Origin of the sequence: Parerythrobacter aurantius, assembly GCF_045291475.1 — a bacterium.
Classification (GTDB): domain Bacteria; phylum Pseudomonadota; class Alphaproteobacteria; order Sphingomonadales; family Sphingomonadaceae; genus Parerythrobacter; species Parerythrobacter aurantius.
Genome location: NZ_CP147985.1, coordinates 1,436,787 through 1,453,697, shown reverse-complemented (window position 1 = coordinate 1,453,697; position 16,911 = coordinate 1,436,787). Strand labels below are relative to the sequence as shown.

The 16,911-nt window shown below is 66.7% G+C and carries 19 protein-coding genes; 13 read left to right on the top strand and 6 right to left on the bottom strand.

From position 1 onward, the window contains the following. Positions 1 to 2 precede the first annotated feature (2 nt). The 5 genes from pabB to WAB17_RS07170 all read left to right on the top strand — a co-directional run bounded on the left by pabB (position 3) and on the right by WAB17_RS07170 (position 3,959). Positions 3 to 1,838, top strand: coding sequence for an aminodeoxychorismate synthase component I (gene pabB / locus WAB17_RS07190; protein ID WP_435416677.1), 1,836 nt, complete (start codon positions 3 to 5; stop codon positions 1,836 to 1,838). After that, positions 1,835 to 2,497: an RluA family pseudouridine synthase gene (locus WAB17_RS07185; RefSeq protein WP_435416676.1), complete on the top strand. Its 663-nt coding sequence runs from the start codon at positions 1,835 to 1,837 to the stop codon at positions 2,495 to 2,497. The genes pabB and WAB17_RS07185 overlap by 4 nt, the downstream gene beginning before the upstream one ends. Further along, positions 2,490 to 2,906 carry an alternative ribosome rescue aminoacyl-tRNA hydrolase ArfB gene (arfB, locus tag WAB17_RS07180; RefSeq protein ID WP_435416675.1) on the top strand — a complete coding sequence of 139 codons (417 nt, stop codon included), beginning with the start codon at positions 2,490 to 2,492 and terminating at the stop codon, positions 2,904 to 2,906. The genes WAB17_RS07185 and arfB overlap by 8 nt, the downstream gene beginning before the upstream one ends. Before the next feature lie 136 nt (positions 2,907 to 3,042). Next, a complete protein-coding gene (gene rpmG, locus WAB17_RS07175; RefSeq protein WP_010233410.1) occupies positions 3,043 to 3,210 on the top strand; it encodes a 50S ribosomal protein L33 in 168 nt (55 codons plus the stop codon). A gap of 77 nt (positions 3,211 to 3,287) precedes the next feature. Then, positions 3,288 to 3,959 (top strand): LolA family protein, encoded by a 672-nt coding sequence (locus WAB17_RS07170; protein WP_435419355.1) that lies wholly within the window; start codon positions 3,288 to 3,290, stop codon positions 3,957 to 3,959. A 319-nt stretch (positions 3,960 to 4,278) separates the two neighbouring features. Here the strand turns inward: WAB17_RS07170 and WAB17_RS07165 are convergent, their stop codons facing one another. After that, complete coding sequence (locus WAB17_RS07165; RefSeq protein ID WP_435416674.1) at positions 4,279 to 5,709, bottom strand: alkaline phosphatase; 1,431 nt, start codon at positions 5,707 to 5,709, stop codon at positions 4,279 to 4,281. Between the two features lie 118 nt (positions 5,710 to 5,827). Between WAB17_RS07165 and WAB17_RS07160 the strand changes: the two genes are divergently transcribed. The 3 genes from WAB17_RS07160 to WAB17_RS07150 are packed head-to-tail and all read left to right on the top strand — an operon-like array spanning position 5,828 to position 8,183. Continuing rightward, positions 5,828 to 6,625: an exodeoxyribonuclease III gene (locus WAB17_RS07160; RefSeq protein ID WP_435416673.1), complete on the top strand. Its 798-nt coding sequence runs from the start codon at positions 5,828 to 5,830 to the stop codon at positions 6,623 to 6,625. Positions 6,626 to 6,660: 35 nt separating this feature from the next. Next, the gene (gene ribA, locus WAB17_RS07155) at positions 6,661 to 7,686 is read left to right on the top strand and encodes a GTP cyclohydrolase II (RefSeq protein ID WP_435419354.1); all 1,026 of its coding nucleotides are present in this window, start codon (positions 6,661 to 6,663) and stop codon (positions 7,684 to 7,686) included. Then, a complete protein-coding gene (locus tag WAB17_RS07150; RefSeq protein WP_435416672.1) occupies positions 7,683 to 8,183 on the top strand; it encodes a GNAT family N-acetyltransferase in 501 nt (166 codons plus the stop codon). The genes ribA and WAB17_RS07150 overlap by 4 nt, the downstream gene beginning before the upstream one ends. On the opposite strand, the gene WAB17_RS07145 is transcribed toward WAB17_RS07150, so the two are convergent. The 5 genes from WAB17_RS07145 to recQ all read right to left on the bottom strand — a co-directional run bounded on the left by WAB17_RS07145 (position 8,184) and on the right by recQ (position 12,518). After that, complete coding sequence (locus WAB17_RS07145; protein ID WP_435416671.1) at positions 8,184 to 9,176, bottom strand: right-handed parallel beta-helix repeat-containing protein; 993 nt, start codon at positions 9,174 to 9,176, stop codon at positions 8,184 to 8,186. Between the two features lie 56 nt (positions 9,177 to 9,232). Further along, positions 9,233 to 9,490, bottom strand: a complete 258-nt coding sequence (locus tag WAB17_RS07140) for a hypothetical protein (RefSeq protein WP_435416670.1) — start codon at positions 9,488 to 9,490, stop codon at positions 9,233 to 9,235. Positions 9,491 to 9,496: 6 nt separating this feature from the next. Beyond that, positions 9,497 to 9,700: a toxin-antitoxin system HicB family antitoxin gene (locus WAB17_RS07135; protein ID WP_435416669.1), complete on the bottom strand. Its 204-nt coding sequence runs from the start codon at positions 9,698 to 9,700 to the stop codon at positions 9,497 to 9,499. A 22-nt stretch (positions 9,701 to 9,722) separates the two neighbouring features. Continuing rightward, complete coding sequence (locus WAB17_RS07130; protein WP_435416668.1) at positions 9,723 to 10,640, bottom strand: SPFH domain-containing protein; 918 nt, start codon at positions 10,638 to 10,640, stop codon at positions 9,723 to 9,725. 84 nt (positions 10,641 to 10,724) lie between these two features. Next, positions 10,725 to 12,518 carry a DNA helicase RecQ gene (gene recQ / locus WAB17_RS07125; protein WP_435419353.1) on the bottom strand — a complete coding sequence of 598 codons (1,794 nt, stop codon included), beginning with the start codon at positions 12,516 to 12,518 and terminating at the stop codon, positions 10,725 to 10,727. 121 nt (positions 12,519 to 12,639) lie between these two features. Here recQ and WAB17_RS07120 point away from each other — a divergent pair, with 121 nt between their 5' ends. The 5 genes from WAB17_RS07120 to WAB17_RS07100 are packed head-to-tail and all read left to right on the top strand — an operon-like array spanning position 12,640 to position 16,910. Beyond that, positions 12,640 to 13,002 carry a hypothetical protein gene (locus WAB17_RS07120; protein WP_435416667.1) on the top strand — a complete coding sequence of 121 codons (363 nt, stop codon included), beginning with the start codon at positions 12,640 to 12,642 and terminating at the stop codon, positions 13,000 to 13,002. Positions 13,003 to 13,013: 11 nt separating this feature from the next. Next, complete coding sequence (locus WAB17_RS07115) at positions 13,014 to 13,247, top strand: hypothetical protein (RefSeq protein WP_435419315.1); 234 nt, start codon at positions 13,014 to 13,016, stop codon at positions 13,245 to 13,247. 17 nt (positions 13,248 to 13,264) lie between these two features. After that, positions 13,265 to 14,443, top strand: a complete 1,179-nt coding sequence (locus tag WAB17_RS07110; RefSeq protein WP_435419314.1) for an acyl-CoA dehydrogenase family protein — start codon at positions 13,265 to 13,267, stop codon at positions 14,441 to 14,443. Positions 14,444 to 14,450: 7 nt separating this feature from the next. Then, the gene (locus WAB17_RS07105; RefSeq protein ID WP_435419313.1) at positions 14,451 to 15,677 is read left to right on the top strand and encodes a CoA transferase; all 1,227 of its coding nucleotides are present in this window, start codon (positions 14,451 to 14,453) and stop codon (positions 15,675 to 15,677) included. 3 nt (positions 15,678 to 15,680) lie between these two features. After that, positions 15,681 to 16,910: an acetyl-CoA C-acetyltransferase gene (locus WAB17_RS07100; protein ID WP_435419312.1), complete on the top strand. Its 1,230-nt coding sequence runs from the start codon at positions 15,681 to 15,683 to the stop codon at positions 16,908 to 16,910. Position 16,911 lies beyond the last annotated feature (1 nt).

Here is a 16,911-nt window from a genome sequence, read left to right as displayed (position 1 = left end):
AAATGGCCGACGCACTAGCAGAGATTGGGCAAACCCTGGCTCCCTTCGTGCTGCTCGATGATGCGCGCGCCGAAGGCGCGGCTCCGGCGCATCTGTACGAAGATGCCGTCGCGACGTTCGTTGCCCACCGCGCCGAGCAGGTCGAGCCGGTGCTGGAGGCGGCGCGCGCGGCACAGGCCGAACGGGGCGGCACGCTGGCAGGATACATCGCCTACGAGGCCGGCCTCGCCATCGAGCCGAAGCTCGCCCCGCTTGCCGCAGCGCGCACCGGTGCCGCCGGACCGCTGGTCTGGCTCGCCCTGTTCGCGGACGAAACCGTCCTGGAGCCGGGCGAGGTTACCGGCTGGCTTGCCGCGCGAAGCCGGGGCAGCGCATCGCTCGGCCCGCTCGAACCGCAGCTGTCGCAGGGTGCCTACGATGCGGCCTTCGCCACCTTGCAGGAGGCCATCCGCGCCGGCGATATCTACCAGGCCAACCTGACCCTGCCGCTCGCGGGAGCCTACTCGGGCGATCCGGTTGCGCTCTACGCGGCGCTCCGCCCGGCGGCGCAGGCCGGATACGGCGGAATGATCTTCGACGGGTCGCACTGGTTGCTCAGCCTCAGCCCCGAACTGTTCGTTTCGATGAAGGGCGACGAAGCGCGGACCAAGCCGATGAAGGGCACCCGCCCGCGCGCCGCCGATGCCGCCGCCGACGCCGCCCTGCGCGAGGACTTGCAGCAGAGCACGAAAGACAAGGCCGAGAACCTGATGATCGTCGACCTGATGCGCAACGACCTCAGCCGGGTGGCCGAGGCGGGGAGCGTGGCGGTCGAGAGGCCCTTCGCGGTCGAAACCTATCCCACCGTCCACCAGATGGTGACCACGGTCCACGCCCGCTTGCAGCCGGGCAAGGGCGCGCTCGACATCATTCGCGCCCTGTTCCCCTGCGGTTCCATCACCGGCGCGCCCAAGATCCGGGCGATGGAACTGATCAACCAGGTGGAGCGCGATGCACGCGGGCCCTATTGCGGCGCGATCGGGCGCATAGATGCGAGCGGCGATGCGGCGTTCAACGTGGCTATCCGCACACTGCGGCTGACCCCGATCGAGAATGATCGCGGCAAGGCCGTGCTGGGTGTCGGCTCGGCCATCGTCGCGGATAGCGATGCCGGGGCCGAGTGGCGCGAGACGATCCTCAAGGGAGGCTTTGCGCGTTCGAGCGGTCCCGGCCTCACTGCGCCGGGGTTCCACCTGATCGAGACCATGAAGTTCGATCCTGAAGCGGGCATCGCCTTGCTCGAAGCGCACCTGGAACGGATGAAGGCGAGCGCGGGCGCGTTGGGCTTTGCCTTCGACCGTCATGCCGCGCGCAATGCGATCCAGGCGCTGTGCTTCGACCTCGATGCGCCCGCGCGTCTGCGACTGACCTGCGCCCGCAGCGGGGCGACGACGCTGGAGGCTGCGCCGCTGGGCGATCCCTGGGCGGAACCCGTGCAATGCGCGATCCTGCCGCTGCCGGTCGATAGCGGCGACTGGCGGCTGCGGCACAAGACCAGCGATCGGGGTTTCTACGAGGATGCGCTGGCGGTGGCGCGTGATGCGGGGGCGAGTGAATGCCTGCTGCTGCGCGACGACGGGCTGTTGACCGAAGGCTGCATCACCAACCTCTTCGTCGAGAAGGACGGGGTGCTGGTGACCCCGCCCGCCGCGCTCGGCTTGCTGCCGGGCGTGTTGCGGGCCTCGCTGCTGGCAGAGGGCGCGGCGACGGAAGGTGAAGTGCGGATCGAGGATCTCGAACACGGCTTCTTCCTCGGCAATGCCGTGCGCGGGCTGGTGAAGGCGGAGCTTCTGAAATGATCGAAATCCTGTTCGAGGATGGCGAAGCGCTGGTGATCGACAAGCCCGCCGGCCTGCCGATCGAGCCACCGCGGAAGGGTGGGCCCTCGCTCGCCAACCACCTCGATGCGCTCAAGCTCGGTTTCCAGCGACCGCCGGTGCCGGTCCATCGGATCGATACCGACACCAGTGGCTGCCTGCTGCTGGCGCGCAATCCCAAGGCCCTGTCGCGTCTCGGCCGTGCCTTCGAGGACCGCAAGGTCGGCAAGCGCTATCTCGGCATCGTTACGGGCGTGCCCGAGGCCGAGGAAGGCGAGATCGCCCTGTCGCTGAGCAAGATCAGCAGCGCCGAGAAGGGCTGGCGGATGATCCCGGCGAAGAAGGGTAAGCCTTCGCTGACCCGCTGGCGGATCTTGCAGCGGCTCGAACGCGGGACGCTGATCGAATTCCTGCCCGAGACGGGCCGCACCCACCAGATCCGCGTCCATGCAGCTTCGGGCCTCGGCCTGCCGCTGCTGGGCGACCCTGTCTATGGCGACCCCAAGAGCGGCCCGCGCACCATGCTCCACGCTGCCGGCCTGACGGTCGAGCGCGAGGGCAAGCCGCCGATTGTCGCTATCGCTCCCCTGCCCGCCGACTTCGTGGCCCTCGGGGCGCGGGATGGGCCGGTTAATGGATAGCGACCTGATCGCCCGCGCCCATGCGCTGGCCGAGGAAAGCTTCCTCGCCGGGTCCGGCCCGGGCGGGCAGAACGCCAACAAGGTCGCGACCGAAGTCCAGCTTCGGGTCAATATCTACCGCCTGCGCCTGCCGCCGCCGGTGTTCGCCCGCCTGCGGACGCTGGCAGGGAGCAAGCTGACGGCTGCCGGCGATCTCCTTATCACTGCGCGCGAACACCGGACGCAGGATGCCAACCGGCAACTGGCGCGCGAGAAGCTGGAAAAGCTGCTCGAGGATGCCCATCGCCAGCCCAAGGCGCGCGCCAAGAGCCGGGTCAACCGCGTCGGCAAGGTCGAGCGGCTCAAGACCAAGAAGGCGCGCGGCGCGGTCAAGGCCGGTCGCGGCAAGGTTGGCCCCGGCGATTGGTAGGCGGTACTGGTAGCCGCGCTTCCGGCTTGACTTTGACAGGGGAATCGCCCAATTGCGCGCCCGATGTGGCGGTGCGGGCTCGCGCCGCCTGTATTTTTTGGCCGACAAGGCCCCTTACGATTCTTAGGAAAGCACCATGGCGAAGCCCGCAACCGTCAAGATCAAGCTCGTCTCGACCGCAGACACGGGCTTCTACTACGTCACCAAGAAGAACCCGCGGAACATCACCGAGAAGATGACCTTCCGCAAATACGACCCGGTCGTGCGCAAGCACGTCGAGTTCAAGGAAGCCAAGATCAAGTAAGTTTCCTGAACGGCTGGAACCGCCATCCGTCAGTGACAGTTCAGCGCTTCGTGAATAGGAACGAAGGCATGAACACCATGATCAGAAAACTTCGCAATGCCTCGACCGGCCTGGTGGCCGGCTCGGCGCTCGCTGCAACGCTTGCCGTGGCTGCCCTGCCCGCATCGATGGTGGCGCTGCCCGCCCCCGCGCTTGCCCAGTCGGCGGGCACGCTCGACGATGCCGTCGCCGCCCTGCGCGGCATCAGCACGATGAAAGCCAGCTTCAGTCAGACCGACCGCAAGGGGCAGACCGTCGGCGGCACCATGACGCTGAAGCGTCCGGGCAAGATCCGCTTCGAATACCAGAAGGGCGTGCCCCTGCTGCTGGTGTCCAACGGCAAGTCGTTCACGCTGATCGATTACGAGGTCAACCAGGTCCAGCGCTGGCCGATCGGCAACTCGCCGCTGGGTGCCCTGCTCGATCCCAATCGCGACGTGAAGCGATACGGCAAGCTCAAGTCGAGCAACAACGGCGTGCTCAGCGTCGAGGTGCGCGACCCCAAGAAGCCGGAATTCGGCGTGATCACGCTCATCTTCACCCGCAACGGCAATGCCCCGGGCGGCTGGCAGTTGACTAACTGGGTGGCCGTGGATGCGCAGAACAACCGGACCACGGTGCGCCTGTCGAATCATCGCTACGGACTCGCGGTCGCTGACTCGACGTTCACCTACAAGGACCCCCGCAGGACGACTCGTCGTCCGGGGTGAACGCTTCATCGTCCCAACGAGCGGCCGCTGCGACAAAGCGTGACAGGCCGTTCATTGCGGCGAAAGCCACCGGTCGGTAATGTTGTTTCACAAGGCGGATGGAAGACGGGTTTCCCCCCTGTTGCCTCGATCTTCCGCGAAGCCCGCTTTGTTAACAGCGTGACGAACGCTTATATGAACCCTCGTGCCAATTGCCCCCGGCACGAGGGTTTTTTTGTCCATGCAATAAAGTCGGACCCAGCCGTCAGCGCGCGGCGACTGGCAGACTGCTGGCGCACCCTTGTGCCGGCAGGCGCCCGGTGCGCACTGCATGGGCCAATCATTCCCAGCCCAGTGCCTTTACGATGATGCGATAGATCAGGTTCTGCTCGATCACGCCGCGGACACGCTCCGCGCCGGGCCCCGTCGCATAGAGGGCGACATCCTCGCCCCCGTGCGTCTCGCTTTCCAGCGGAACGAGCGACTGCTGCCGCGCCTTGACCCCCGTTTCCGGCGTGGGCCGTCCTGGCGCCGTTGCCACTGCGCCCGGCCCGTTGGCATAGGACAGGGTCGTATAGGGCTTGCCGTCTGCGGCAAGGGTCGGCCCGCCGGCAGTGTCGCCGCCGTCTTCGCCGCCCCCGTCGGGAGGTACGACGAGGCCGAGGATGTCGTTGCCCCGACGCGGATAGCCGGCGATCGAGAACACATGGCTGTGGTCGGCCGTCACGAGGATCAGCGTTTCCGACGGGTCGGTATTGTCGATCGCCCACTGGATGGCGCGCGCGAATTCGACCGCTTCCTCCAACGCATAGCCGGCCTGGCCGGCATGATGGCCGTGATCGATGCGGCCGCTTTCCGCCATCAGGTAATAGCCGTCGGGATCCTGCGAGAGCCTCTTGACGGCTTCCCTCGTCATGTCGGTCAGCGTCGGCTCGCTGCTGTCGGCGGGCCGGTCGACCATGTAGGTCATGTGGCTGGGCGAAAAGATGCCCAACAGCGGTTTGTCCAGCGGCGCTGCGGCCATGGCACTGGCGGTCTCGACATAGCTGCCGCCGGTTCGCGCAGTCCATTGGGCTGGCAGGTCGGCTGCTGCGGACAGCCTGCGGCCTCCCTTGTCGGCGCCGAAGAAGGCCGCCCGCCCGCCGCCGAGGGCTACGTCGAAATCGGCAGCCACCAGCTGCCGGGCGATGTCGTCGCAGCCCAGGCTGCGCTGCGATTCCGGAATGGCTGCGTCCGATTCCCAATTACGGTCGGTGCTGCGGGCATAGACCGCGGCCGGGGTCGCATGGGTGATCCGCGCCGTGCTGACGATACCGAGGGCGAGGCCGCGCGCCTTGGCCTGTTCGCCCAGCAGCGCCTGTTCGTGCGCCTTGCCGCTCGCGCAATCCCCGCGCTTTGCCTCGGGCCCGATGCCGAGAAAACCGATCTGGGTCTTGATCCCGGTGTTCATCGCGCTCGCCGTCCCGGCGCTGTCGGGCACCTGGGCATTGGTATTGTAGGTCTTGACCAGCGCCACGTTTTCGAAGGTCTCGAACGGCAGCACATACTCCTCGCCGGTCTGCCCCAGCTTCTGCCCGGCATAGATGCGCGCGGCGGTGACGGTCGAGATCCCCATCCCGTCCCCGATGAAGAGGATGACGTTCTTCGCCTTCTTCTGCTGGACGGCCGAACCGGCAGACGCGCTCTTCACCCCGCCGCTGTCGTACGCCGCTCCGCAGGCGGCGAGCGGCAGCGCCATCGCGGCGAGGAGGGCTTTGGTGGACAGGCGCATTCTCGATCTCCCGCAGAGCAACTGGTGTGCCGCCTGCTATCGCGCCTTCGCATGACAGGAAAGCGAAAGCGCCAACGGCCCGCTTGCCGCTGGCAGTGCTGCGACCTAAGGCAGCGCCATGGTTTCGGTCACGACATGGAATATCAACTCGGTCCGCCTGCGGATGCCGATCGTCGAACGCTTCCTGCAGGAGCAGGCGCCCGACATACTTTGCCTGCAGGAAATCAAGTGCCAGGAAAGCCAGTTCCCCTACGAGGCGTTCCGCGCACTCGGCTACCATCATTTCGCGGTGCACGGGCAGAAGGGCTATCACGGCGTTGCCACGGTGGGCAAAGTGCCTTTCACCGAATTTTCGCGCCACGACTGGCAGGATAATGGCGAGGCACGCCATGTCGGCGTCGAACTGACCCACGGGCCCGGAAAGGGTACTGTGATTGAGAACGTCTATATCCCCGCCGGCGGCGACGAACCCGACCGCGAAATCAACCCCAAGTTCGGCCAGAAGCTCGATTTCCTCGAGCGGATGACCCGCTGGGCCGACGCGGTCGACCGCCCGACGCTGATCGTCGGCGATTTCAACATCGCCCCGCTGGAAAGCGACGTGTGGAACCACAAGCAATTGCTCAAGGTGGTCAGCCACACCCCGCTCGAGGTCGAGACGCTGCAGCGCTTCATGGACGCGCACGGCTGGGCCGATATCGGGCGGCAGCATATCCTTGCCCCCGAACGCTACTACAGCTGGTGGAGCTACCGCGCGAAGAACTGGCGCGACGGGGATCGCGGGCGGCGCCTGGACCACATGTGGGCCAGCCCCGAACTGGCAGCGCAGGCAACCGCGCACCGCGTGTTCGAGGATGCGCGCGACTGGACCCAGCCGTCCGACCACGTACCGCTGACGACGGAATTCACCTTCTGAGCACGCCCTCGCCTTCCCGCCGGGCGGCGCAGGCGATCGATGCGTTGCGGCACGGCTGGCCGATCGCGGTGGAGGGTGCCGGGACTCTGCTGCCCATCGAGACCGCCATCGCGCGGCAGGCAAGCAGTTCCCACCTCCTGATATCGGCGGCCCGCGCCGCGACGCTCAAGCTTGCCAACCAGCTCGAGGCGGCAGTGCCGCACAACCCCGTGCTGATACGGGGCGCCGAGCCGTTCGATCTCGACTTGGCGCTGGCGGTCGCCGATCCGGCGCTGGACCTGGCCAACCCGCTCAAGGGCCCGTTCAAGGCGGAGCCGATCGACTGGGCCGAGGCTGCTGCGACGGCGCTGGAGTTGGCGCGGATCGCGGGCATACTGCCGGCCTTCATGGTCAATCCAGGCCAGGCAGGCGAGCCGCAACCCGTCAGCCCGGCCGACCTTGCCGACTGGGCCGATCCGGACAAGCTGCAGATAGCCACGCGTGCCCGCCTGCCCATCGCCGCCGAGCAGGACTGCGAGCTCGTCGTCTTCCGCAAGCCCGACGACATGCGCGAACACTGCGCGCTGATCGTCGGCCGGCAGATGGCGGACCGCGTGCCGCTGGTGCGCCTGCATTCCGAATGCCTCACCGGCGACGTCCTCGGCAGTCTCAAGTGCGATTGCGGGCCGCAGCTCGACGCGGCGCTGGCGCGGATGGCCGAGGAGGCGGAAAACGGGGGATACGGCGTCCTCCTCTACATGCGGCAGGAAGGGCGCGGCATCGGCCTCGTCAACAAGATGCGGGCCTATCGCCTGCAGGATCAGGGCTTTGACACGATCGAGGCCAACGAACGGCTGGGCCTGCCTGATGAGGCACGGGATTTTACAACCGCTGCGAAGATGCTTAAACTGCTCGGCATTGGTGAGATTGGACTCCTCACCAACAATACGAGAAAGATCGCAGAATTGACCGACAACGGGATCACCATCGCGCGCCGCGTGCCGCATTCGCTGCCCGCGAATGTGCACAACCGGCGCTACCTCGACACCAAACGCGACCGCGCCGGGCACCTGCTCCCGTGACCGTGTCCATCCGGCCCGAACAGGCGGGCGACGAGCGGGCCATTCGTGCCCTGACGCAGGCCGCGTTCCGCGATCGGGCCTATGCCGATGGCGACGAGGCGGACGTCATCGAGCGGTTGCGCGCCGACGGCGATCTCGTGTTGTCGCTGGTAGCGACCAATGCCGACCAGGCGATCATCGGCCATGTCGCGTTCTCGCCCGTCGTCATCGAGGGCGCTGCGGGCAGCTGGTACCAGCTCGGCCCGGTATCGGTCATTCCCAGTGGCCAGAGCGCCGGCATCGGATCGGCGCTGATCGAAGAAGGCATCCGGCGGCTAAAGGGCAGCGGGGCGCATGGCATCGCACTGGTCGGGAACCCCGACTATTACAGCCGCTTCGGCTTCACACGCGATCATGGGCTGAGCCTGTCGCAGGCGCTCGATCCTTTCCTCCAGGTGCTGGTCCTGAAAGGCGACCTCCCGTCGGGCAAGCTTACTCTCGCCCGGGGCTTCGGCTGATCAGCGTCGCTCGAAAAGTTTGAGGCCGGGGCCGAGGTCGTTGTCCTCGATCGTCAGCGGCGCGCCGCTCCAGTCGGCCACGAAAACCGAGCTGCGTTCGAGGCCGGGGACGAAGCGGGCATCGTTGCCGGCAATCACCAGCCCCGCCGAGGGCTGGTCGCCCTCTTCCGCCGCGACGGCGATGAAGGCGGAGTAGTTTTCCTTGTCGCGCCCCTGGACGAACCAGTTGTCGGTGATCTGTCCGATCGATCCTTGCGGCAGGTCGATCATGTAATTGGTCGCCCGGCCGGCGGAATCATCGAAGCTGGACGCCGAAATCTCGGTCACGCGGGCCCGCGACTTGAGATAATGTCCGCCGGTGCCCCGTTCGAACCGGCTGCGGGTCACGCGCAAACGTCCGATGCTGCCGGTATAGACCGAATGCGCGCAGCCGCCGTCGCCTTCGCAGGTGCCGAGACCGGAGAAGGTCGATCGGTCGATCACCAGCGCGATGTTCGGATCATGCGCGGTCAGTATGCCTTGCTGGCTGTCGACGAACCAGCTGTTGGCGACTGTCAGCGTACCCGCCTCCAGCCGAATGCCCGCGCCGTTGAAATCGGCGACCGCCATATTGCGGAAGACAACTCCGGAAACGCTGGCTTCGCGCCCGCGCAGTACCAAGGCTGCCTTGCCTTCGCATTCCACGCCGTCGAGGATCGCCTTGCCCGGCTCGGTGGCGAGGAAAGCGATCGTGCCTGCCTGCTGCACGGCGCATTGGCGGTATTCGCCCGGTGCCATGGCGATGGTGCCCTGGCCTGCGCCGATGGCGTCGACGGCCTGCTGCAATGTGCCGTAGCCTTGCCCCGTCTCGACCACGGTGAAGGGAGCCGGGGCCCCTTGGGCGAAGACAGCGGCGGCAGGAATCAGGGCGACTGCGGAAACCACAGCAATGCCCAGGAGCCAATCGGTCCGGCGGGTGGAACGGGTGAGCGGTGTGCGGGCGCGGTTTTCCATTGTGCCCGCATAGGGGGAATTGGTTTACGGCCCGCTAAGCCTCCGGGCCCTTCCCGTCAGGGCCGCCACTTCCAGCCGCCGCGGGTGCGCTTTTTCGCGATAAGGGCGAACACCGCCGTCGCCAGCACGATGCCGGTGATGCCGACAACCAGGTTGGCGAAACCGCCCGCGGAGATGAACAGGCCGATACCGAACATGATACCGAGATACGCCGCCAGCAGCACCCAGCCCTGCCACGCGATGGGCAAGCCGGCACCGTAGCCGAGGGTCTTGGCCGAGAACCAGTCTCCCTTTTCGAAGAATTTGTGCAGCATGGTCCTTTACTCCTTCTGTTCGCGCGAGGGGGGGCGGCCACGGCGCGCAGCCTTGCTCTTGCCGACCTCGATCCCGCGTGCGTCGAGGGCTTCGCGCAGCAGCATCTCGATCTGGGCATTGGCGCTGCGAAGCTCGGCCCCGGCCAGCCGCTCGATCGCGGCGTGAACCGCCGGATCGAGCCGCAGGGCAAAGGCTTTTTTCGCAGACATCGGTTGTGCCGCCGGGCCGACGTTACTGGTAGAGCGTACCGGTGTTGACGACCGGCTGCGCTTCCTTGTCGCCGCACAGGACGATCATGAGGTTGGAAACCATTGCCGCCTTGCGCTCGTCGTCGAGGTCGACGATGCCGTCCTCGCTCAGCTTGGCAAGCGCATCCTCGACCATGCCGACCGCGCCAATAACCACTTTCTTGCGCGCGGCGATCACGGCATCGGCCTGCTGACGGCGGAGCATGGCCCCGGCGATTTCCGGCGCGTAGGCGAGGTGCGTCAGCCCGGCCTCGTCGACAACGATGCCTGCCACGCGGAGGCGATCGTTGAGTTCCGCGCAGAGCTCGCCATTGACCACCTCGGCACTGCCGCGCAACGTCGTTTCGTCCTCGTCGCTCATGTCGTCATAGGGATGCCGCGCGCCGACGGTGCGCAGCCCCGCCTCGATCTGGATTTCGACGAAGGTCTTGTAGTCGTCGACATCGAACGCCGCCTGCGCCGTATCGCGCACGCGCCACACCACGTTGCAGGCGATCTCTATCGGGTTGCCGCGCAGGTCGTTGATCTTGACCTTTTCCGAATGCACGTTGTGCGCGCGGGCGCTGATCTTCTTGCGCATCATCCACGGCCACACCCAGCGCAATCCCTCGGTCCGCTCGGTCCCGCTGTAGGAGCCGAACAGGGTGATGACGGCGGTCTGGTTGGGCTGGATCATGAAGAAGCCCGAGGCCACGAGGACGATGCCGGTAATCGAGCCGAGGAACGTCGCGGCAAAGGCCAGCTTGGCGGGCCGGTCGGCCCCTTCCGGAGGGATACCTCCGCTGATCAGCCAGACAGTCCATCCGGCTATCAGCGCGAGGACCAGCAACATGGCGTAACCGTTGTAGCTCTTCGCTGCCCGTTCGCGGCTGACATTCATCCCTTGAAGTTCGCTGACCATGATGGCCCTCCGTCCTGAATAATTATGATATCATATTTATATCATATGGAAGGATCGTCAAGCGAAACCCGTCGCGGCTCCGGTTCAATGGCGACGGATACAATCGAGGAACCTGCTGCCGTAGGCATCAAGCTTCTTCGCCCCCACCCCGCCGACCCGGCCCAGTTCGTCCAGCGTCGCCGGCCTCGCCTGCGCCATCTCGCGCAGGGTCGCGTCATGGAAGATGACATAGGGCGGCAGCCCTGCCTCGACCGCCAGCTCGCGCCGCAACTCGCGCAGCGCATCGAACAGCGGGTCGCCCACCGGGTTTGCGCCGCCGTCCCGTGACTTGCGGCCACCGCGTGCAGGCTTGGGCGGCTTGACGATCATCACCGCCTGCTCGCCCTTGAGGATATTTTTGGCATCGCCGCCCAGCGCCAGTCCGCCATGCTCGGTCGCCACCAGCGAGCCGCGTGCCTGCAACGCGCGGCTGACAGCCCGCAGCATCGGTGCTTCTTCACTCCCGACGATACCGAACACACTCAAGCCATCGTGACCGCGTTGGCGCACCCGGTCGTCTTCGTCGCCGGTCAGGACTTTCTGGATATGCCCGAAACCGAAGCTCTGTCCCGTGCGATAGACTGCCGAGAGGAGCTTCTGCGCCAGTTCGGTCGCGTCGATGACGCCGGGCGCTTCGAGGCAATTGTCGCAATTGCCGCAGCCCTGCGGCGGGTCCTCGCCGAAGTGGCGCAGCAGCACCGCGCGGCGACACCCCGCCGTCTCGACCAGCGTGCTGAGCGAATCGAGCCGCTGGCGGTCGCCCTCGCGGCGGTCCTCGGGCGCCTCCGACAGCCGCATTCGCGCGCGGGCGAAGTCCTCCGCACCCCACAGCATCAGTGCCAGCGACGCATCGCCGTCGCGCCCGGCGCGGCCGGTTTCCTGGTAATAGGCCTCGATCGACTTGGGGATGCCGGCATGGGCGACGAAGCGCACGTCGGGCTTGTCGATCCCCATCCCGAAGGCGATGGTCGCAACCATCACCATGTCCTCGCTGGCGACGAAGCGCGCCTGGTGATCGGCGCGCTGCTGCGGTTCGAGCCCGGCATGATAGGGCAGCACTTCGCGCCCCGTTGCGGCGGCGAGCTTCTCCGCCAGTTCCTCGACCTTGCGCCGGGTCGGCGCATAGACGATCCCCGGTCCCGGCTGCTCGCGCATCAGGGTGACAAGCTGCCGGACCGGATTGTCGCGATGGCGGATGGCATAGCGGATGTTGGGCCGGTCGAATCCGGCCACGATCATGCCGTCCTGCGGGATGCCGAGCTGCTCGAGGATGTCGGCCCGTGTGTGCCTGTCGGCCGTCGCCGTCAGCGCCAGTCTTGGGACATCGCCGAACTGGTCCATCAGCGGGCGCAGCTGGCGATAGTCGGGACGGAAGTCGTGCCCCCATTCGGACACGCAATGGGCCTCGTCGATGGCGAACAGGCTGACCGGCGCGGCCGTCAGCAGGTCGCAGAACGAACCCTGGCTGGCGCGTTCGGGCGCCACATAGAGCAGGTCGAGCTCGCCGCTGCGGAATGCGTCCATGGTCTCGCGCCAGTCGGCATCGACGCTGGTCAGTGTCGCCGCGCGAATGCCGTTGGCACGCGCAGCGCGCAGCTGGTCGTGCATCAGCGCAATCAGCGGCGAGATGACCACGCAGGTGCCCTGCAGCATGGTCGCTGGAAGCTGGTAGGTCAGCGACTTGCCGGCACCGGTCGGCATCACCCCCAGCGTCGACTGCCCGGCAAGGACGCGCTCGATCACTTCGAGCTGGCGACCGCGGAAATCGTCGTAACCGAACAGGGCGCGCAGCCGTGCGCGCGCCTGTTCCGGCACATCGATTGGCAGGGGGGAATTCATCCCGCCGCCATGCACGGCCTGGTCGGTGCGAGGCAAGCGTCGCACCGACACTTTTCCCTTGGCCTCGCCAATCCTCGCCCGCTAGGGTCGGTGCCAGATAACACCATCCAGGAGTAACGCCATGTCCGCCGCCATCCGCCCGTCGTCGCGCAAAGGCTTCGCGCTCGCCGGGATCCTCGTGCTCGCCCTCGCCGCCTGCAGCAACTCCGATGATGTCTCGGAAGACGCCGCAGCCGAAAACGTCGAGGTAACGGCGGAAGAGGCGCTGGAAGACGTCACGGAAACGCCGGTGCAGGACAGCGCCGTTGTCGCCCGTCCGGAAGACGACGCGGCCGAGGAAGGGCCGGAGCTCGACCCGGTCGAGGTCAAGTCGAACGAGGAACAGAGCGAGGATGCCGCCGCTCTGGCCGACAAGATCCGCGCCGAGCTCGGCCAGGCTCCGGCCGCCGAAACGCCGCCAGCGCCCGCCGAACCCAGCGAATAACGGCCGGCCGGATGGGTATGCCGCGCGCAGCCGCCATGCGGATCGCCATGGCCGCACTGCTTGCGGCCCTGACAGCGGCCTGCGGGCCGGGTGAGAACGATCCGGGGCCGGGCGGCGTGACCATGGAAGAAGCACGCGCGCTCGACGAGGCCGCCGAAATGCTGGACGGGCGCAAGCTTCCACCCGGCACGCTGGGCGATGCAGGAAACAAGGAACGGGCTGCCGCACCGACGGCCGCCAGCTAGCAAGAGGACCGACCGCGATGGCCACAGCCGGCATGGACGCCGATATCTTCGAACAGTTCATCGAGCAGCTCGAACGCTACGTCCGCGAGCGGCTGATCCCGGCCGAAAAGGACGTCATCGCTAATGACCGCATCCCGGACGATATTGTCCAGGAGATGAAGGACATGGGGCTGTTCGGCCTGACCGTGCCCGAGGAATACGGCGGCGCCGGGCTCAACACCTCGCAATATGCGCGGGTCGTAAACACGATGGCCTATGCCGCGCCCGCCTATCGCTCGATCTTCTCGATCAATGTCGGCATGTTCAACTCCGCCATCAAGAACGGCGCGACCGATGCCCAGAAGGCCGAATGGTGGCCGCGCATCGCGGCGGGCGAGATCGCCTGTTTCGGCCTGACCGAACCCGGCAGCGGATCGGATTCCGCCGCCATGGCCACTACCGCGCGCGCCGATCCGTCGGGCAACGGCTGGATCCTGAGCGGCACCAAGCGCTACATCACCAACGCGCCCCATGCCGATGTCGCGCTGATCATGGCGCGTACGGAAAAGGAAGCGCTGCCCAAGAACGCCCATGTCAGCGCCTTCATCGTGCCGATGAACACGCCCGGTGTCTCGACCGCCAGCCCCGACAAGAAGATGGGGCAGGAAGGCAGCCACATATCCGACATCATGCTCGACGACGTCCACGTCCCGGGCGAGGCGCTGCTGGGCGGGGAAACCGGCAAGGGCTTCATCTTCGCGATGAAGAGCCTTGATAACGGCCGCATCTCGGTCGGCGCGGCCGCCGCCGGCTATGCCCGCCGCGCGCTCGACAGCGCGATCCGCTATGCCAACGAGCGCAAGGCGTTTGGCGAACCGATTGCCAATTTCCAGCTGATCCAGCAGATGCTGGCCGAGAGCGAGACCGAAATCTACGCCGCCGAGGCGATGATGAAGGACGTCACCGAACGCGCCGACCGGGGCGAGAACATCCTTCGCAAGGCCGCCGCCTTCAAGGTCTTCTCGTCCGAAATGTGCGGCCGCGTGGTCGACCGGGTGGTGCAGATCTACGGCGGCGCGGGCTACCTCGCCGAATACGACGCCGAGCGGTTCTTCCGCGATGCGCGCATCTATCGCATCTACGAAGGCACGACGCAGATCCTCTACCTCCAGATCGCCAAGCACATGCTGCGCGACTGGGCGGCGCAGAACGGGTAGCGCTGCAGTGTACAAGCTGCTGAGCGACCTCTCGATTATCGAGGTGTCGAGCTTCGTCGCCTCGCCCACCATCGGGCTCTATTGCGCGCAGATGGGAGCGGAAGTCATCCGCGTCGACCACAAGGCGGGCGGGCTCGACTACGACCGCTACCTGCTGACCAAAGAGGGCCGCTCGCTCAGCTGGGAGAACCTCAACCGGGGGAAGAAGTCGGTCGCGCTCGACCTGCAATCGGGCGAGGGTCGCGAGCTGCTGGTCGAACTGGCGCGCAAGACCGGGCAGGTCGTCACCAATCTGCCGGAAAAAAGCTTCCTCAGCCATGCCGCGATGAGTGAGGGCAGGCCCGATCTGGTGTCGGTCCGCATAATGGGCTGGCACGACGGGCGGCAGGCGATGGACTTCACCGTCAACGCCGCGACCGGCTATCCCCTGATGTGCGGGCCGGAGGAGTGGGATCCCGCGACCGCGCCGCCGGTCAACCAGGTGCTACCCGCGTGGGATTTCATCACCGGGGCCTATGGCGCTTTCGCCCTGCTCGCCGCGCTGCGCCACCGCGATGCCACCGGCGAGGGCAGTGAAGTGCGTGTACCGCTTGGCGACGTGGCGGTCGGCACCTTTGCAAACAGCGGTTCGATGGCGGAGATGCTCTATCGCGGCAGCGACCGCGAGCGGCTCGGCAACGCCATCTGGGGCGCGTTCGGGCGCGATTTCCGCAGCCGCGACGGCGTCCGCTTCATGGTCGCCGCGCTGACGCCGAAGCAATGGACCGGGCTGGTTGCCGCCTTCGGGGTCGAGGGCGACATCGCTGCGCTGGAGCAGGAACTCGGCGTGCGCTTCGCCGATGGTGACACTCCGCGTTTCGTCAACCGCCATAGCCTGTTCGACGTCTTCCAGCGGGCTGCCGACACTTTCGAATGGGCCGAGCTATCGACCCGCATGAGCGCGCAGGGCTGCACCTACGAACGCTACCGCACCATGCACGAGGCGGCGAACGATCCGCAGCTCGTGACCGACAATCCGCTGTTCGGCCCCTCGCCTGCCAACCCCTCGGGTTTCGAATATCCCGCCACTCGCAGCTTTGCCAATATGCCGGAAAAGGAAGTCGGCGACCCGCTGCCCGCCCCCTATCTCGGCCAGCACAGCGAAGAGGTTCTGGCCGAGCGACTGGGCCTCTCATCCGGTTCCATCGCCAGGCTGGTGGACGCGGGCACCGTCCGCCTGTCCGACAAGGAATAAACCATGACCACACGCCGCGTAGCCATCTGCACCCCCCTGCGCACCGCTGTCGGCAAGTTCGGCGGCACGCTGGCCCCGCTCGATGCAGGCGCGCTCGGGGCCGTGATCCTCAAGGCGCTGATCGAGCGCAGCGGGATCGATCCGGCCCGGGTGGACGATGTCGTCTTCAGCCAGGGCTATGGCAATGCCGAGGCGCCTGCAATCGGCCACTGGAGCTGGCTCGCCGCCGGCCTGCCGCTGGAAGTGCCCGGCTACCAGCTCGACCGGCGCTGCGGCTCGGGCGTGCAGGCGATCGCCAATGCCGCGATGATGGTCCAGACCGGCATGGCCGACGTTGTGGTGGCCGGCGGGTGCGAGAGCATGTCCAATGTCGAGCACTACACCACTGCGCTGCGCGGCGGCGTCCGGGCAGGCGACATGGTGCTGCACGACCGCCTTTCGCGCGGCCGGCTGATGAGCCAGCCGATCGAACGTTTCGGCGTCATCACCGGCATGATCGAGACGGCCGAAAACCTCGCCAAGGATTACGGCATCACCCGCGAGGAGGCCGATGCCTTTGCCGTCCGCTCGCACCAGAACGCGACCAAAGCCTGGCAGGAGCGCAAGTTCGACGGACACCTCGTCACGGTCGAAATCCCCCAGCGCAAGGGCGACCCAGTCGTGTTCGACCACGACGAAGGCTACCGCGCCGACGCCAGCATGGAAACGCTCGGCGCGCTGCGCGCCATCGACCTGAAGCGTGACCCCGAGGCTATCGTCACCGCCGGGAATGCCAGCCAGCAGAATGATGCGGCGGCGGCGTGCCTGGTGGTCGCCGAGGACAAGCTCGAGGAGATGGGCCTCACCCCCTTGCTGTGGTTCCACGGCTGGGCGGCGGCGGGCTGCGACCCTAGCCGTATGGGCATCGGCCCGGTCCCGGCAGTCGAGCGGCTGTTCGCGCGGACGGGCATGGGCTGGGACGATATCGGCCTGATCGAACTCAACGAAGCCTTCGCCCCGCAGGCGCTGGCGGTGCTCAAGGGCTGGGGTTTCAGCGCCGATGACAGCCGCCGCGATATCGTCAACGTCAACGGCTCGGGCATTTCGCTCGGCCATCCCATTGGCGCGACTGGCGGGCGCATCCTCGCCGACATGGCCGCCGAAATGCACCGCCGCGAGATCCGCTTCGGGCTTGAGACCATGTGCATCGGCGGCGGCCAGGGCATTGCCGCGATCTTCGAAAGGGCTGCCTAGC

Coding starts and splice junctions, on each gene's coding strand:
- pabB (WP_435416677.1), top strand. CDS start 3: ATGGCCGACGCACTAGCAGAGATTGGGCAAACCCTGGCTCCCTTCGTG.
- WAB17_RS07185 (WP_435416676.1), top strand. CDS start 1,835: ATGATCGAAATCCTGTTCGAGGATGGCGAAGCGCTGGTGATCGACAAG.
- arfB (WP_435416675.1), top strand. CDS start 2,490: ATGGATAGCGACCTGATCGCCCGCGCCCATGCGCTGGCCGAGGAAAGC.
- rpmG (WP_010233410.1), top strand. CDS start 3,043: ATGGCGAAGCCCGCAACCGTCAAGATCAAGCTCGTCTCGACCGCAGAC.
- WAB17_RS07170 (WP_435419355.1), top strand. CDS start 3,288: ATGATCAGAAAACTTCGCAATGCCTCGACCGGCCTGGTGGCCGGCTCG.
- WAB17_RS07165 (WP_435416674.1), bottom strand. CDS start 5,709: ATGCGCCTGTCCACCAAAGCCCTCCTCGCCGCGATGGCGCTGCCGCTC.
- WAB17_RS07160 (WP_435416673.1), top strand. CDS start 5,828: ATGGTTTCGGTCACGACATGGAATATCAACTCGGTCCGCCTGCGGATG.
- WAB17_RS07145 (WP_435416671.1), bottom strand. CDS start 9,176: ATGGAAAACCGCGCCCGCACACCGCTCACCCGTTCCACCCGCCGGACC.
- WAB17_RS07140 (WP_435416670.1), bottom strand. CDS start 9,490: ATGCTGCACAAATTCTTCGAAAAGGGAGACTGGTTCTCGGCCAAGACC.
- WAB17_RS07135 (WP_435416669.1), bottom strand. CDS start 9,700: ATGTCTGCGAAAAAAGCCTTTGCCCTGCGGCTCGATCCGGCGGTTCAC.
- WAB17_RS07130 (WP_435416668.1), bottom strand. CDS start 10,640: ATGGTCAGCGAACTTCAAGGGATGAATGTCAGCCGCGAACGGGCAGCG.
- recQ (WP_435419353.1), bottom strand. CDS start 12,518: ATGAATTCCCCCCTGCCAATCGATGTGCCGGAACAGGCGCGCGCACGG.
- WAB17_RS07120 (WP_435416667.1), top strand. CDS start 12,640: ATGTCCGCCGCCATCCGCCCGTCGTCGCGCAAAGGCTTCGCGCTCGCC.
- WAB17_RS07115 (WP_435419315.1), top strand. CDS start 13,014: ATGGGTATGCCGCGCGCAGCCGCCATGCGGATCGCCATGGCCGCACTG.
- WAB17_RS07110 (WP_435419314.1), top strand. CDS start 13,265: ATGGCCACAGCCGGCATGGACGCCGATATCTTCGAACAGTTCATCGAG.
- WAB17_RS07100 (WP_435419312.1), top strand. CDS start 15,681: ATGACCACACGCCGCGTAGCCATCTGCACCCCCCTGCGCACCGCTGTC.